This is a genomic window from Ensifer sp. D2-11, from assembly GCF_054161295.1.
This window is the reverse complement of the sequence record NZ_CP096433.1, coordinates 3602401-3617620: the sequence shown is the minus strand read 5'-3', so window position 1 is coordinate 3617620 and position 15220 is coordinate 3602401. Positions and strand designations below refer to the sequence as shown.

Below are 15220 nucleotides of genomic sequence, written 5' to 3'. Positions count from 1 at the left end.
TTATCCACACAACTGCCGCCTTTTTCCTTTTGCGTAAACAACAGCTTGCTTCCAAGCGCGCAAGTCCGGCGTAAGGCGTGTCACCGTTATGCCTCATTCGAACTTCACCACCCCCGCCGTCAGAACAGCAGGGAGTAGACGAATGAACATCAATGGAACCAACGTTGCCAACAAGCTCATCGGTACGAATCTTGCGGACACGATCCGCGGCTATGATGGCAGTGATTCCATTTGGGGTAATGCCGGTGACGACTATCTCGATGGCGGGCTCGGCAACGACTTCCTCTATGGTGGGCTCGGCAACGACTTTTTCAAGGCCGGAGCGGGCGATGACTATGCGGAGGGCGGCGACGGCAATGACAGCTTCGACGGCGGCGCCGGCGCCGACACGCTGATCGGCGGGCTCGGCAACGATATCTTCTCCGGCGAAGACGGCAATGACATCATCAACGGCGGCGATGGCCATGACCATATCCTGGGAGACGCCGGCCACGACCAGATCTATGGGGGCGCCGGCGAGGAATACATCGACGGCGGAGCGGGAGACGACATCATCTATGCCGGCTCGGGAAACGACGGCTTCAACAACCGCATTGATCCCGCAACGGGCAAGCTGACCCAGCAGGCGGTCGGTGGTGGCGCCGGCAACGATACGATCTACGGCGAAGAGGGCAACGACGCTCTGAAGGGCCAATCCGGAAACGACCGGGTCTATGGCGGCATCGGCGACGACATCGTCGATGGCGGCGACGGGAACAACTACCTCGATGGCGGTGACGGGAATGACGTGCTCGACTCCGAGGGCGGCATCGACGAAGCCCGCGGCGGTAACGGTAACGATCGGATTGCCGCGGGCGCCGGCAACGATCTGGCATTCGGGGATGCCGGCGACGATATCCTGTCGGGCGAAGCCGGCGACGACGTCCTTAATGGCGGTCTCGGCAACGACCTGGTCATTGCCGCAGAAGGAAACGACACGCTTCGCGGTGACGCGGGGAGAGATACCCTTCTTGGCGACGCGGGAAGCGACATCCTGTGGGGTGGCGCCGATGCCGACCGCTTCGTCTTCAAGGGCGCGGGTTCGCTCGTCGGACGGGACTCCGTCATGGACTTTCAGGACGGCGCCGATCTGCTTGTCCTGGAGAACCTGGGAATCAAGCAATATTCGAGCTCCGGCGCGGCTGGTACCATTTTTGCGTATGATGACGCCAGCGGAGACGTGATGTTGAAAGGCTATGATTCGACGGGCAATGCGCTGTCGATACATGTCGACGACCCGACGAATACCCTCGCTGCCTCGCACTTCAGCAGCGCCGATTTTCTCTTCGCCTGATCGAAAATGGATGAAAGTTCGAGCGCCGCGCGTATCCACGCGCGGTGCTTTCTTTAAGACTTAAGTCCGATATTAAATGGCCGATAGTCTTAGAGCGGTATGTATTTAAGCCCGTTCATATCCCGCCTCTTTGAAGTAGGCTGCGCATTCCTGTGGGGTGACGGCTTGGAGAATGTGGCGCAGTTCGTCATGGATTGCATCGCGTGATCTGGCCTGTGCCTCACGCAACCAGTGCTTGATTTTGGCGAAGAGCTTTTCGATCGGATTGAGATCGGGGGAATATTTCGGCAGAAAGAACAGGCGGGCGCCGGCCTTACGGATGGCGGCGCGGATCTCCTGACCCTTATGGGAGCCGAGATTGTCCAGGATGACGATGTCGCCGGCTTTGAGTTCCGGCACCAGAACTTGCTGGACATAGATGCGGAAGCGTTCGCCATTGATCGGGCCATCGAGGATAAAGGGAGCGCTGACGCGGTCGGCCCTGAGTGCGGCGACAAAGGTCATGGTGTTCCAATGGCCGAAGGGGGCGTAGCCCACCAGTCGTTCGCCGCGAGGCGCCCAGCCCCGCAGCGGCGCCATGTTCGTCTTCGTCCAGGTCTCATCGATGAAAACGAGGCGGGCGGGATCAATTCCGGGGCAGTGCTTCAGCCATCGTGCCCGGTGGCGGGCGACGTCGGGCCGCTCCCGTTCGCTGGCGACCAGCGTCTTTTTTTATAACTCAACCCCTCTTCGTGCACGAAGGTCCAGACGGCGCGATAATCCACCTTCAGGCCGCGCTCGCTCAACTCGGCGACAAGTCCGTGCAGCGTGAAGTCGCGCTCGCGGCAGCGGCAAAGCAGCCAAGCCCGGTGCGGACCGGAAAGCTTGCGGGGCTTGTGCCCACCCATCTGGCCGGGTGCGGCGCTGCCCGTCTCGCGAAACCGCCGCACCCAATCGATCGCGGTGCTGATGCCGATGCCGAAGCGCTTGGCCGCTGCCCGGCACGATAGGCCCTCGCCCGTCACCGCATCGACAACGCGTTCCCGAAGATCATTCGAAAAAGGTCTCGCCATAAAGGCCGGCCTCCTTCACCGGCCTGAATGGTGAATCTGATTTGCGCAGAAAAAGGAATCCCCTTTCCGATTCCGCCTAAATGCATCCCGCTCTAGCCCATTTTGGCTTATCCCATTGAGCACGCTCCGTAATCCTTGACTGCAACCTGTGCTGTGAGACCCTTCTATCTCGTGGTTGTACGGTGCAGGTGAGGCGATGATCTTCGAGGATGACGTTGAGTTGGCCCTCGCTCTGGCCTGCGAAGAACTCCAGATGACCCGGGACGAGATAATCCGCCTCATCCTTCGTGAGTGGCTGGAGCAATATGGCTTTATCGAATTACATGAGTTGGACGAAGGTAGCGACACAAACAGCGGCGCGTGAGCCCGCATGGTGCCCCATGCCGGGCCACTCTCCACACCTGGAGCAATTCCACGAAAAGTACGCAGCGGTTTTCCGGCCGGCATCGCGGAAAAACAAAGGGTTAGAGAGTTCCGCGATTCGGAGAAAAGCGGAAATGCTTTAGCCTACCCTCAAGCTTGCTCCCCGAAGCCGAAGGCCGAGGCGGGCGGCAACCCGCTGCGATGCGTGATTTTCGCGATCCGTGCTGTAGAACAGGGTGCGGGAGCGCAGCTCAGGCAAGCGGGACCAGCCGGCGGTAGCGGCTGCCCCGGGGCCCTGCCCCCTGAAGGCCTTCGCCGTTACCAGACCGAGTTCGGCTCCAGCATCCGAAAGCCGCGCTGCAAAGGCGATCGAGGCGATCTCGTCGCCCGCAGCCGCAGCACACCAGGGCTCCCAGAGGTCTGTCACGTCGTGAAAGCCGAGGTCGAACAGACCTTGGGGGACTCCGTTTGCTGCCCAGGTACGCGTCAGCTCCCGGCCTTCCCCGGTGCCGCTTTCGATCAAGCGCGCACGGCCCTCATAGGCTAAGGCGTGCGGCAGCTCGTAGATCAAGCCGAAATTGTACTTCACGGGCCCGCTTCCGCCGAGCAAAGGCAGATAACGACCAAGGTGTTTTGGAATGCCCGGATGGGTGAATGGCGGTTCGTCGGCGACAAGCCTCTCGAGCTCTTCGGCTATGTCTTCGGGCACATCGGTCCGCACCCCGAAAATATTTCCCTCGGCGCATCCTGCCAGCCAAAAGCCTGGCCCGGGCGACCCCTCCGGATCGTTCTCCCGTTCTATCCGGCCGCCATCTCCCAATCGAAATAGCGTGCGGTAATCGATATCGAGCCAGTGAAGCATGGTTCAGAAGCACAATCCCGTCCGGCCTGTGTCGAGGCGGCCCGCTATTCCACTTCCTTGCACGCTATCCCCGGATCCTCGTCGCCTTTCGTCGTGTCGAAAAGCGTCGCCTCGCCGCCCTTCGTCCACCAGATATATCGGCCGCCGGCATATCTGGCGCCCGATCCGGAAATCACGTTCGATGCCACGATGAATGTGCCGTCGACGGTGAAGGTTGCGAGCGACACGGACCCGGCGTCGATGTATTCGGCCTCGATCGTCCTGTCGCCGCAGGCATAGCGGACCGTCCGCCGGTCGACTGCGCCGGCGTCGGGAATTTCGATCGTCAGCTCTGCCCGGTTGCCGTTCCGCGACTGCATCGAGGCTAGCTGCAGCAAGCTCTTCCCGTTTCGCCCGCCGAGAACGAGCTTGGATCCCTCTATTCGCCAGGTAAGCTCCGCCTTCAGAGCTTCGAAGAACTTCCGCTCCTGGTCCATGACCGCCGGTACGCACATCTTGCGGGTAGTTGCAGCCGGCCCGAAGGTGATCGCCGCGCCGGAGAGGCTGAACGTTCCGGTGAAATGATTGCAGCCGGCCATGCCGCCATAGGTGCCGTCGCCGCGGATCTCGAGCGTCGTCTGAAGATCGTCGATCACGCCCCGGCCGCCTATGTCCTCGGCAAGCCACGAACCGACGAGCGCCTCCGGCACCTTTTCGGCAGCCACCGTCCGCATGGAGGCAAGCTCGATCAGCACGCAGGCGCAGGATGCGGCGGTCAGGGCTTGCAGCATCCGAAAACTCCTCATGCAAATCATCGTTCGGCGGTGCTATGGATTCTTACCTGAGCACCGTCTCTTAGAGAAGGGCTATGACTCCACCCTTGTTGCCGGTAGCTTTCGGCTGTAGAGCCTAGTTAAATCGTTAAAACGAGAAGAATACGGGATTTGGCAATGGCATCCGGCGATGACTTGAAGCGCCGTCTGACGATATTGGGTTCCACCGGATCGATCGGGACCAGCACGCTCGACGTGATCGAGCGCCTCGGCGGACGCGATCGTTTCGAGATCGCCGCCCTGACGGGCAACGGCAATATACCGCTGCTGGCCGAGCAGGCGCGCCGCATCGGCGCCGAGCTCGCGGTAACCGCCGACGAGGATCGCTATGGCGAGCTCAAGGATGCGCTGAGCGGCAGCGGCATCGAGGTCGCCGCCGGACGAAGCGGCCTCACCGAAGCGGCCGAGCGGGATGCCGGCTGGGTCATGGCGGCGATCGTCGGCAATGCCGGCCTCGGCCCCACCCTGGCGGCTGCCCGCCGCGGCGCCGACATCGCGCTTGCCAACAAGGAATGTCTCGTTTCCGCCGGCAGCCTTTTCATCGATGCCGTGGCCGAGGGCGGCGGCCGGTTGCTGCCCGTCGACAGCGAACACAATGCGATCTTCCAGGTGCTGGAAAACGATCAGCGCCATGCCGTGGAACGCATTGTCCTCACCGCTTCCGGCGGCCCTTTCCGCACCAAGACGCTCGACGAGATGCGGCACGTGACCGCGGATGTGGCCCGCGCCCATCCGAACTGGTCGATGGGCCTCAAGATATCGATCGACAGCGCCTCGATGTTCAACAAGGCGCTCGAGATGATCGAGGCGCGCCACCTCTTCCGTCTCAGGCCGGAGCAGATCGAGGTGATCGTCCACCCGCAATCGGTGGTTCACTCCATGGTCGGCTATACGGACGGCTCCGTACTCGCACAGCTCGGCTGCCCCGACATGCGCACCGCAATCGGCTATGCCCTGTCCTACCCGAAACGCTGCGACCTGCCGGTCGAGCGCCTCGACTTCGCCAGGCTCGCCCGGCTTGATTTCGAGGCGCCGGACGAGGTCCGCTTCCCGGCGATCAAACTCGCGCGCCGGGCAATGGAGGAAGGCGGCGTGCAGGGCGCGGTGCTGAACGGCGCCAAGGAGACCGCCCTCGACGCCTTCATCAAGGGCCGCATCGGCTTCCTCGCCATGGCGGAAATCGTCGAAAAGGTGATGGACGGGCTTGCCGGCCTGCCGGCCGCCACGAGCATGGACGACGTCTTTGCAGCGGATGAAAGAGCCCGGCGGGCGGCTGCCGAGATGATCCGGTAAAGAGTTAGTTGTTGCGGGCGAATCCGCTCCTCATCCGGCCTGCCGGCCACCTTCTCCCCCGCAGGCGGGGCGAAAGGACAAGTGGCAGCGCCTTGCACCATACGAGCGCTGCTACGAAACAGAGGTTCGGGCGAGAAAGTCCCTCTCCCCGTCAGAGCTCGCCGGAGCTTACGCGACCGCCCTCGCCAGCGCGCAGCGCGACCAGAGCGAATGCAGCGCGCCCACCAGATGGTCGATATCGGCATCCGAATGCATGGGCGTCGGGGTGATGCGCAGTCGCTCGGTCTTCTTCGGCACCGTCGGATAGTTGATCGGCTGGACGTAGATGCCGAAATTGTCGAGCAGCAGGTCGGAGATCCACTTGCACTTGGCGGCGTCGCCGACGATGACCGGTACGATATGGCTCGGATTGACCATATGCGGAATACCGCGCTGGTCGAGCAGCGAACGAAGCCGGCGCACGCGCTCCTGGTGCGCGAAACGTTCGACCTGGCTTTCCTTCAGGTGGCGAATGGAGGCGAGCGCGCCGGCGGCGAGCGCCGGCGGCAGCGCCGTCGTGAAGATAAAGCCGGAAGCGAAGGAGCGGATGAAGTCGCAGAGCGCCGCCGATCCGGTTATGTAGCCGCCCATGACGCCGAAGGCCTTGCCGAGCGTGCCTTCGATGACCGTCAGACGGTGCATCAGCCCCTCGCGTTCGGCAATGCCGCCGCCGCGCGGGCCGTACATGCCGACCGCGTGCACTTCGTCCAGATAGGTCATTGCGCCGTATTTGTCGGCGAGGTCGCAGAATTCCTTGATCGGCGCGATGTCGCCATCCATCGAATAGACGGACTCAAAGGCGATGATCTTTGGCGCGCGCGGATCGGCGGCCGCAAGCTTGGCCTCGAGATCCGCCACCGAATTGTGCTTGAAGATGACCCGCTCGCATTTCGAGTGGCGGATGCCCTCGATCATCGAAGCGTGGTTGCCGGCATCCGAAAAGACGATGACGCCGGGAATTTTGGAACAGAGCGTCCCGAGTGCGGCCCAGTTCGAAACGTAACCGGAGGTGAACAGAAGAGCCGATTCCTTACCGTGCAGGTCGGCGAGTTCGCGCTCGAGCAGCACATGGCAATGGTTGGTGCCGGAGATGTTGCGGGTGCCGCCGGCGCCGGCGCCGCATTCGTCGATCGCGTTCTTCATCGCCTCGGTGACGATGGGACACTGGCCCATGCCGAGATAGTCGTTCGAGCACCATACGGTCACTTCCTGGACGCCATCGGCCGTGTAGCGCGTGGCCTTGGGGAAGCTGCCACGATGGCGGGCGAGATCGGCGAAAACCCGGTAACGGCCTTCCTGATGCAGCCCATCCAGCTCGTTTTTGAAGAAACTCTCGAAATCCATCATCATCTCCAGTGCCCTGCCGCCTTTCTTCCTTCAAAGCGATCAGGGGTCAACCCCGGAAGGGCTCCGACGCGCGGGCTGCGGCAAAAGGCCTCTCGGCCCCCGGACCCTGGTCATTCTGCGCGGCGCGTGTCGTGCCTGGCAAGCAGGAAAGACGATGGAAAATGCCGACACATTTTCAAATCTTTCCGCCGTATTCAGGCTCGGCATCACACCGAGTCCGAGTGTGCAATTTTGAACTATTCCAAAATTGCTAGCAAAACTTCATTCTCCCGAACATCGATCGAAGTCAAGCAATTGCGGAAAAAGGGCGGCCGCCGCCGTCCTTTTTCGATACCAAAGTTGGCCTGTCAGGCGGCCGCCACGGCGCGTTTCGTCATCACCTTGACGAGATTGGCGCGATAGGCGGCGCTTGCATGAATATCGGAAAGCAGGTCCGAATCGTCCACCTGCACATTGGCGACCGCACCCGGCGACCAGTTGGCGGCAAGCGCCGCCTCCAGGTCCCGGTGGCGGAAGACGCCGTCCGACCCGGCTCCGGTCACGGCAACGCGCACGCCGCTATCGTCACGGCGGACGACGAAGACGCCGGTCATCGCATAGCGCGAGGCCGGATTGGGGAACTTCTGATAGGCCGCTTTCGCCGGCGCCTCGAAGCGGACGGCGGTCACGATCTCGCCGTCTTCGAGCGCCGTTTCGAAGAGACCGGTGAAGAAGTCTTCGGCCTTGACCTCGCGCCTGTCGGTGACGATCACCGCGTCGAGCGCCAGCATCGCGGCCGGATAGTCCGCAGCCGGATCGTTGTTGGCGATGGAGCCGCCGATCGTACCCATGTGGCGGACATGCGGATCGCCTATGTGGCTGGCAAGCCCGCAAATAGCCGGACAGACCGCGGCGAGCGCGGCGGAGGTCGCGACCTCCTCATGCGTCGTCGCCGCGCCGATCCTGACTGACCGGCCGTCGACGTTGATGCCCTTCATCTCGGCAATGTGCCTGAGATCGACAAGGTCGCTCGGGGCGGCCAGCCGCTGCTTCATCGTCGGGATGAGCGTCATGCCGCCGGAGAGATATTTTCCCTCCGCGGCGGTCCCCATCAGGTTCGCTGCCTCTTCGACCGAGGAGGCCCGATGATAGTTGGTCTCATACATCTTAAGTCCTCCCGATCAATGCGCGCTATGTACCGCGGCCCAGACCTTCTGTGGGGTCGCCGGCATGGTGAGCTCGTTGGTGCCGATCGCGTCCGTGATGGCGTTGATCAGCGCCGGCGGCGAGCCGATCGCGCCCGCCTCGCCGCAGCCCTTGACGCCGAGCGGGTTGCTCGGGCAGGGCGTGTTCGAGGTCGTCACCGTGAACGAAGGCAGGTCGTCGGCGCGCGGCATGGCGTAGTCCATGTAGCTCGCCGTCAGCAGCTGGCCGCTCTGGTCGTAATGCACGCCTTCGAGCAGCGCCTGGCCGATGCCCTGCGCCAGCCCGCCATGCACCTGGCCCTCGACGATCAACGGGTTGATGATATTGCCGAAATCGTCCGCCGCGACGAACTGCACGATCTTCGTCCGGCCGGTTTCCGGATCCACCTCCACTTCGCAGATGTAGCAACCCGCCGGGAAGGTGAAGTTGCTCGGATCGTAGAAGGCGCCCTCCTTGAGGCCGGGCTCCATTCCGGGCGGCAGGTTATGGGCCGTATAGGAAGCAAGCGCCACCTGCGACCAGGGGACTGCCCTGTCGGTACCGGCCACCTTGAGCGCGCCGTCTTCGATGACGATGTCGCTCTCGTCCGCCTCCATCAGGTGGGCCGCAATCTTTTTCGCCTTGGCCTCGACCTTGTCGAGCGCCTTGAAGACGGCCGACATGCCGACGGCGCCGGAGCGGGAACCATAGGTTCCCATGCCCATCTGCACCTTGTCCGTATCGCCATGGACGATGTTGACGCTGTCGATCGGCACGCCGAAACGCTCCGCAACCACCTGGGCGAAGGTCGTCTCGTGCCCCTGGCCGTGGCTGTGCGAGCCGGTCATCACCTCGATGGTGCCGACCGCGTTGACCCTGACCTCGGCCGATTCCCACAGGCCGACGCCGGCACCGAGCGAACCGACGGCGGCGGAAGGCGCCAGTCCGCAGGCTTCGATATAGCAGCTCATGCCGATGCCGCGTTTCATTCCCCGCCGCTCGGCTTCCGCCTTGCGCGCGGCGAAACCGTCCCAGTCGGCCGCCTCCATCGCCCCCCTGAGCGACGCTTCGTAATCGCCCGCATCGTAGTTCATGATCACAGGCGTCTGATGGGGGAAGGTGCGGATGAAGTTGATGCGCCTGAGTTCCGCGGGAGATACGCCGAGCTCGCGCGCGGCCGTCTCGATCGTGCGCTCCAGGAGGTATGTGGCCTCCGGCCGCCCGGCGCCGCGATAGGCGTCGACCGGCGCGGTGTTGGTATAGACGGTACGGACATTGGCATGGATCGCCGGGATCGCATATTGCCCGGAGAGGAGCGTCGCATAGAGATAGGTCGGCACGCAGGAGGAGAAGAGAGACATATAGGCGCCGAGATTGGCGATGGTGTCGACCTTGAGCGCGGTGATCCGGTTGCTGCTGTCGAAAGCCATCTTCACCGTCGACACATGGTCGCGGCCGTGTGCGTCCGTCAGGAAGGCCTCGGTGCGGTCCGCGGTCCATTTCACCGGTACGCCGGTGCGCTTCGAGGCCCACAGACAGACGATCTCTTCCGGATAGATGAAAATCTTGGACCCGAAGCCGCCACCGACGTCGGGAGCGATCACCCGGAGCTTGTTCTCCGGCGCGACATTGTAGAAGGCGCTCATCACCAGCCGGGCAAGATGCGGGTTCTGGCTGGTGGTGTAGCAGGTGAAATGGTCGTCGCCGGCATCATAGATTCCGAGCGTCGCGCGCGGCTCCATCGCATTCGGCGACAGGCGGTTGTTGATGATCTTCAGTTCCGTGACGTGCGCCGCCGCAGCGATCGCCTGATCGGCCGCGCCCGCGTCGCCAAGCTCCCAATCGAAGATCAGATTGCCCGGCGCTTCCGGATGGATCTGCGGCTCGCCCTCGCCAAGTGCCTGGAGCGTATCGGTGACGACCGGCAGGGTTTCGTAATCCACGACCACAGCCTCCGCCGCGTCGCGCGCTTGCGCAACACTGTCGGCGACCACGATCGCCACCGCATCGCCGACATAGCGCACGGTCTCGTGGGCAAGCGGCCGCCAGGCGCCCATGCGCATCGGCGAGCCGTCCTTCGAGTGGATCATCCAGCCACAGATGAGATTGCCGATCCCATCCGCCAGCAACTGCTTGCCGTCGAGCACGTCGATCACGCCGGCCATGGACTTGGCCGACGTTGCGTCGATGCTCCTGATGGTCGCATGCGCATGCGGGCTGCGCACGAAAACCGCATATTTCATGCCGGACACGACCATGTCGTCCGTATAGCGCCCCTTGCCGGTCAGGAAGCGCTTGTCTTCCTTGCGCGCCACCCGCGCGCCGATGCCTTCAACGCCCATTGCCTATCTCCTCCCGAAGTCCTGCAACGAATTTCCGCTTGAGCGGAATGACGAAAATCGCGTGCGATGCTCCGTCAGCATCGCGCTCCCTTTGGGTTTCCTCATTCTGCCGCCTGGCGAACGCCGCCCGTCTCGGCCGCGGCGGCGAGGATCGCCTGGACGATGTTGTGATAGCCGGTGCAGCGACAGATGTTGCCTTCCAACTCGGCCCGTACCGTCGCCTCGTCAAGATTGCCGCCATGTCGCCGGATCATGTCGACGGCGGTCATGACCATTCCCGGCGTGCAGAAGCCGCATTGCAGTCCGTGATACGTCTTGAAAGCCGCCTGGACCGGGTGAAGCTCGCCGTTGGACGCCAAGCCCTCGATCGTCGTGATCGCCGAGCCGGCCGCCTGGGCGGCAAGGATGGAACAGCTTTTCACCGATTGCCCGTCCATGTGAACGACGCATGCGCCGCACTGCGTCGTGTCGCAGCCGACATGCGTCCCGGTCAGGCCGAGATTTTCGCGGATAAAGTGCACCAGCAGCGTTCGGTCGTCGCAGGTACTACTTACCTGGCGGCCGTTGACCGTCATCGTTATTTTCGCCATTTCGCTCCTCCGGGTCGGTCCAGAGTCGAGCGCGGCTTCAAATCGGGTGAGATGCGTTCACGCGACTCGAAGTACGCGCCGACCGATATCGATTGCCCTTCCGCCAGCGGTCCGCTCCTCCCGAGCCCGCATGGCGACGTTGTAACATTTGTCTTTTTTTCGGGCTGCCGCAACCGTTTCGCGCCACAAGGGGCAAAAAAATGCGAGCGCGTATGTAACGCCGGAAACAGCGCCTTCATGTTCCGTTCAGGAAAGATCGCTTTATGTTGCATAAGAACGATCTCGCCGTATCCGTGCATTTTCCTCGGCGGCGGGTTATGTTCCGAATGCAAGTTCAAGTGGAGGGCCGCGGTTCGCACCCTCCCATCACTATGGGGCGGACGAGGCGGCACGCTGAATCCGTCGAAATCGGAGAGGACATCATGAAGAAAGCCATCGCGCTTGTGTTGGTCGCCCTGTCGGTCGCGAGCTGCACGCAAACCGAAAAGGGTGCCGGCATCGGCGCCGTATCGGGGGCAATCATCGGGGGCGCGGTCACCGGTGACGTCCGCGGCGCGGCAGTCGGCGCGGCGATCGGCGGCGTATCCGGCGCCGTGATCGGCCACGTCACCGACCAGCCGGGCCAGTGCTACTACCGCGACCGCTACGGCCGCCGCTACATCGACCGCTGCTGATTGCAGCTACTGCATCTGTCCTTTGATCGTAGCCGGTCAAAGGACAAAACCCTCATCTCTGCGCTTGTCGCAGAGATGAGGGCAGCGCCGCGTCTGCGGTGCGGGAAGAGTTCTTTCAGCCCAAGGACTTGGTCTGGCTGGATCTCTGTGACAAGCACAAGGATGAGGGATCAAACGAGCCGCGGCGGGTATCCCGAATCTCAACAGGCCTTAGTCTAAGACGGGCTCCGGAACGATCCGGGGCCTTCATGTCCGTCAGAATGTCCCGAAGGGCCGCTATTGCGCTGCAATTCCGTTCGCCGCCGCCGATCCGCCCTTCGCTCCCGCTTTGACAAGCCCTTCGCTGAGGTGTTGCAGGTCCGATTCCTGGACGTAATGCTGCGTAGCGAGAAAGGCGTCGAGGTCGAAATCCGGGGCCAGCGTCCGGACCTTCTCCATATGCGCATGAGCCGCAATGTCATCCCCGAGCCAGCCGTAGCAGGCCGCGACGAATGCATGCTGGACGTGGTCCAGCACCGAGAGATGCATGAAGGCCTCGATCGCCTCTCCATACTGCCGGGCGGCGAAACGGGCCTTGCCGAGATGGCTCCAGAAGCGTTCCGGATGATGGGGGTTGAGCTGCATGGCCTTGCGGATCCACTCCACCCCCTCTTCCGGTCGCCCCAGCCAGGTCAGCAATTCGCCCTGCTGGACCACCACCAGGTCGTAATTGGGATTGAGGGAAAGGGCACGCTCCTGGTGGTAGCGCGCCGTCGTCAGCGCATTGTTGTTTACGTTCACCGCGGCGAGGATGCGATGGACGTCGGCGTCGTTGTCGTCGAGCGCCAGCGCCCGGTCAAGCTCGGCAACGATCTCGGCCCAGACCGCATCCTTGTCTTCGCACCAGCCGTGGACCCAGGCTTGCCCGAGGATGCAGGCCCGCCAGGCATGGGCATGCGCATAGCCGGGATCGAGCGCGACCGCCCTGTCGATGAGGGCCTGGGCCTGCTCGTTATCCGCGACCGTGCTCCGGTGATGCAGCACCTTGGCGGCAAGGGCGCATTCGTATGCGGCCATATTCGCCGGCTTCGTCCGGGCGAGCAGGTCCCGCTGCGCGGCCTCGACGCGCCCCGGGAGCGTTGCCGCTATCGCCGCCGTCACCTCGTCCTGGATGGCGAAGATGTCGTCCAGTCTCCGGTCGTATCTGTCGGCCCAGATATGAGCGTCGTTGACCGCATCGATGAGCTGGACCGTCACGCGCACGCGGTCGCCGATCTTGCGGACGCTGCCCTCCACCAGGTATTGCGCTCCGAGCTTCTCGGCCACCTCACGCACGTTTACCGGCTGGTTCTTATAGACGAAGCTGGAGTTGCGCGAGATCACGAACAGCTCGTGCCGGCGGGACAGCTCGGTGATGATGTCCTCCGTCAGGCCGTCTGCGAAAAACTCCTGGTCGGGATCGCCGCTCATATTGTCGAACGGCAGCACCACTATCGAGGGTTTGGAAATGGCGCGCGGCGCATCCGTGGCCTCCGGGAAGGGCGGCAGGACAGCCCCCTCGATCCCGACTCGGAAGAGATGGATCGGGCGGCTGATGTTCTTCAGCATCTTCTCGCCCAGATCCTCGATGGGGACATCGATCCGGTCGGCGACTTGCGTCGCCACCGCAGCCGTCACGCAGATGCCGCCCACATCGGCCAGTTGCTCGATACGGGCGGCGATATTCACGCCGTCGCCGAAGATGTCGTCCTCTTCGAAGATGATGTCGCCGAGATTGATGCCGATCCTGAATTCGATCCGCCGGTCCTGCGCCACGTCGGCATTGCGCCGCTTCATGCGGCTCTGGATTTCGACGGCGCATTTTACCGCGTCGGTCACGCTCTGGAATTCGACCAGCATGCCGTCGCCCGTGGTCTTGATGAGGTGGCCCTTGTTCTTTGCTATTGCCGGATCGATCAGTTCTATCCGGTGAGTCCTGAGGCGGGCGATCGTGCCCGCTTCATCGGCCTCCATCAGGCGGCTATAGCCTGCCATATCGGCTGCCAGCACTGCGGCTAGTCTCTGTTCCATCGGTTTGCCAACAAACGTTTGGCGGGAGCACCTTCTTCCGGACTCCCGGGTTCAAGCGGTCCAGGGCGACTCTATCGCACCCCGAAGTGATCGCCTATCTAAATTAGCATCAACTTGAAAAGAAGCTGCCGAGCGGCCAGCCGACAGGCATGGAACCATCGCATGCGCTCATTGTTCGGCACTGGTCAGCGCATGCGAGGTGCTCCTATGACCAATTCGCCCGATTCCGTGAAACACCGCTTCCTCGATCTGGACGGCATCCGGGTCTTCTATCGGGAAGCCGGACCGCCGGACGCGCCGGTCGTGCTCCTTCCCCACGGCTACCCGTGCTCGTCCTACGAGTTTCGCAATTTCATGCCGCTGCTGGCCGACCGGTGGAGGCTTATCGCTCCGGATTTCCCTGGATCCGGATACAGCGACACGCCGGACGACTTCGCCTATGGCTTCGATGGCTTCGCAGATTTTCTGGAGGCCTTCGTCCGGCGCCTGGGCCTGGATCGTTTCGCACTTTATCTACATGACTTCGGCTCTCAGATCGGCCTTCGGCTGGCCATTCGCCGGCCGGAGCGGATTTCCGCACTGATCATCCAAAATGGCGACATCTACGAGGATGAGCTCGGGCCGAAGTACGCGCCGTTGCAGGAGTATTTCCGCAATCCCACGCCGGAGGGCCGGACCAAACTCGGCGAAGCCGTAAGCGAGGAAGGATACCGCGACGAGTTCCTCAACGACGTCCGGCCCGAGCTTGCCGAGCGGATTTCTCCCGACCTCTGGAAGCTCCATTGGTCGCTGACAACGGCCAAGCGGCGTGAGATCGCCATAGACGTGATCGCGGGGCTGCGGGAGAATCTCGCCTGGTTCGATCGCTACCAGAGTTACCTGCGCGAACATCGGCCGCCGGCGCTGATTGTCTGGGGTCCGCAGGACGGCTACATGCCCGAAGGCTCCGCCCGAGCCTATCTCCGCGACCTGCCGGATGCCGAACTGCATCTCATCGATGGAGGCCATTGGTTGCTGGAGACCAACCTGTCCGAGGTTGTCTCCCTCTGCCGAAATTTCCTCTCGCGCGCGTCGGCGAAATGAGACCATCGCTTCCAGCGGTCGCTACTTAAGCTCACCGTCGATGCGGGCCTGCTTTGTGGCAGAAGCCGCTTACGCCGTATAAGTGAACGCATATACGTTGTGCCTGAAGCACCACAGGCGGAGTCCTTTCTGCCAAAAAATCGTCTTCGAATCGCCGCTTCGGGGTGGATGCGGCGGGCGGTCATCGTTAACAGATGGAAAACTATGTCCTGCTACG

At 62.7% G+C, this 15220-nt stretch carries 13 protein-coding genes; 5 read left to right on the top strand and 8 right to left on the bottom strand.

Features of this window, described 5'->3' with window-relative positions; translation table 11 throughout:
* Positions 1-142: 142 nt before the first annotated feature.
* Positions 143-1333 (top strand): calcium-binding protein, encoded by a 1191-nt coding sequence (locus tag M1D34_RS17210; RefSeq protein WP_028011061.1) that lies wholly within the window; start codon positions 143-145, stop codon positions 1331-1333.
* Between the two features lie 105 nt (positions 1334-1438).
* Here M1D34_RS17210 and M1D34_RS17205 read toward each other — a convergent pair.
* Positions 1439-2385 (bottom strand): IS630-like element ISRm2011-2 family transposase gene (locus M1D34_RS17205; protein WP_011970797.1). Its coding sequence is split into 2 segments (ribosomal slippage): positions 1439-2046 and positions 2046-2385, totalling 948 coding nucleotides; the frame shifts between segments, so codons are not numbered across the junction.
* Positions 2386-2581: 196 nt separating this feature from the next.
* Between M1D34_RS17205 and M1D34_RS17200 the strand changes: the two genes are divergently transcribed.
* A complete protein-coding gene (locus M1D34_RS17200; RefSeq protein ID WP_088217608.1) occupies positions 2582-2749 on the top strand; it encodes a hypothetical protein in 168 nt (55 codons plus the stop codon).
* 138 nt (positions 2750-2887) lie between these two features.
* Here M1D34_RS17200 and M1D34_RS17195 read toward each other — a convergent pair whose 3' ends face one another.
* Positions 2888-3610, bottom strand: a complete 723-nt coding sequence (locus M1D34_RS17195) for a GNAT family N-acetyltransferase (RefSeq protein WP_498780064.1) — start codon at positions 3608-3610, stop codon at positions 2888-2890.
* 44 nt (positions 3611-3654) lie between these two features.
* Positions 3655-4380, bottom strand: a complete 726-nt coding sequence (locus M1D34_RS17190) for an META domain-containing protein (protein WP_498780062.1) — start codon at positions 4378-4380, stop codon at positions 3655-3657.
* Positions 4381-4539: 159 nt separating this feature from the next.
* Between M1D34_RS17190 and dxr the strand changes: the two genes are divergently transcribed.
* The gene (dxr, locus tag M1D34_RS17185; protein WP_004435056.1) at positions 4540-5715 is read left to right on the top strand and encodes a 1-deoxy-D-xylulose-5-phosphate reductoisomerase; all 1176 of its coding nucleotides are present in this window, start codon (positions 4540-4542) and stop codon (positions 5713-5715) included.
* Between the two features lie 168 nt (positions 5716-5883).
* Here the strand turns inward: dxr and hemA are convergent, their stop codons facing one another.
* The 4 genes from hemA to M1D34_RS17165 all read right to left on the bottom strand — a co-directional run bounded on the left by hemA (position 5884) and on the right by M1D34_RS17165 (position 11197).
* A complete protein-coding gene (hemA, locus tag M1D34_RS17180) occupies positions 5884-7098 on the bottom strand; it encodes a 5-aminolevulinate synthase (RefSeq protein WP_498780060.1) in 1215 nt (404 codons plus the stop codon).
* 350 nt (positions 7099-7448) lie between these two features.
* A complete protein-coding gene (locus tag M1D34_RS17175; RefSeq protein ID WP_498780058.1) occupies positions 7449-8246 on the bottom strand; it encodes an FAD binding domain-containing protein in 798 nt (265 codons plus the stop codon).
* Positions 8247-8261: 15 nt separating this feature from the next.
* The gene (locus M1D34_RS17170; RefSeq protein ID WP_498780056.1) at positions 8262-10607 is read right to left on the bottom strand and encodes a xanthine dehydrogenase family protein molybdopterin-binding subunit; all 2346 of its coding nucleotides are present in this window, start codon (positions 10605-10607) and stop codon (positions 8262-8264) included.
* A gap of 101 nt (positions 10608-10708) precedes the next feature.
* Positions 10709-11197 carry a (2Fe-2S)-binding protein gene (locus tag M1D34_RS17165; protein ID WP_498780054.1) on the bottom strand — a complete coding sequence of 163 codons (489 nt, stop codon included), beginning with the start codon at positions 11195-11197 and terminating at the stop codon, positions 10709-10711.
* A 422-nt stretch (positions 11198-11619) separates the two neighbouring features.
* On the opposite strand from M1D34_RS17165, the gene M1D34_RS17160 reads away from it, so the two are divergent.
* Positions 11620-11871, top strand: a complete 252-nt coding sequence (locus M1D34_RS17160) for a YMGG-like glycine zipper-containing protein (RefSeq protein ID WP_003528572.1) — start codon at positions 11620-11622, stop codon at positions 11869-11871.
* Between the two features lie 276 nt (positions 11872-12147).
* On the opposite strand, the gene M1D34_RS17155 is transcribed toward M1D34_RS17160, so the two are convergent.
* Complete coding sequence (locus tag M1D34_RS17155; RefSeq protein WP_498780052.1) at positions 12148-13920, bottom strand: adenylate/guanylate cyclase domain-containing protein; 1773 nt, start codon at positions 13918-13920, stop codon at positions 12148-12150.
* A 207-nt stretch (positions 13921-14127) separates the two neighbouring features.
* On the opposite strand from M1D34_RS17155, the gene M1D34_RS17150 reads away from it, so the two are divergent.
* Positions 14128-15003, top strand: a complete 876-nt coding sequence (locus tag M1D34_RS17150; protein WP_498780050.1) for an alpha/beta fold hydrolase — start codon at positions 14128-14130, stop codon at positions 15001-15003.
* Positions 15004-15220 lie beyond the last annotated feature (217 nt).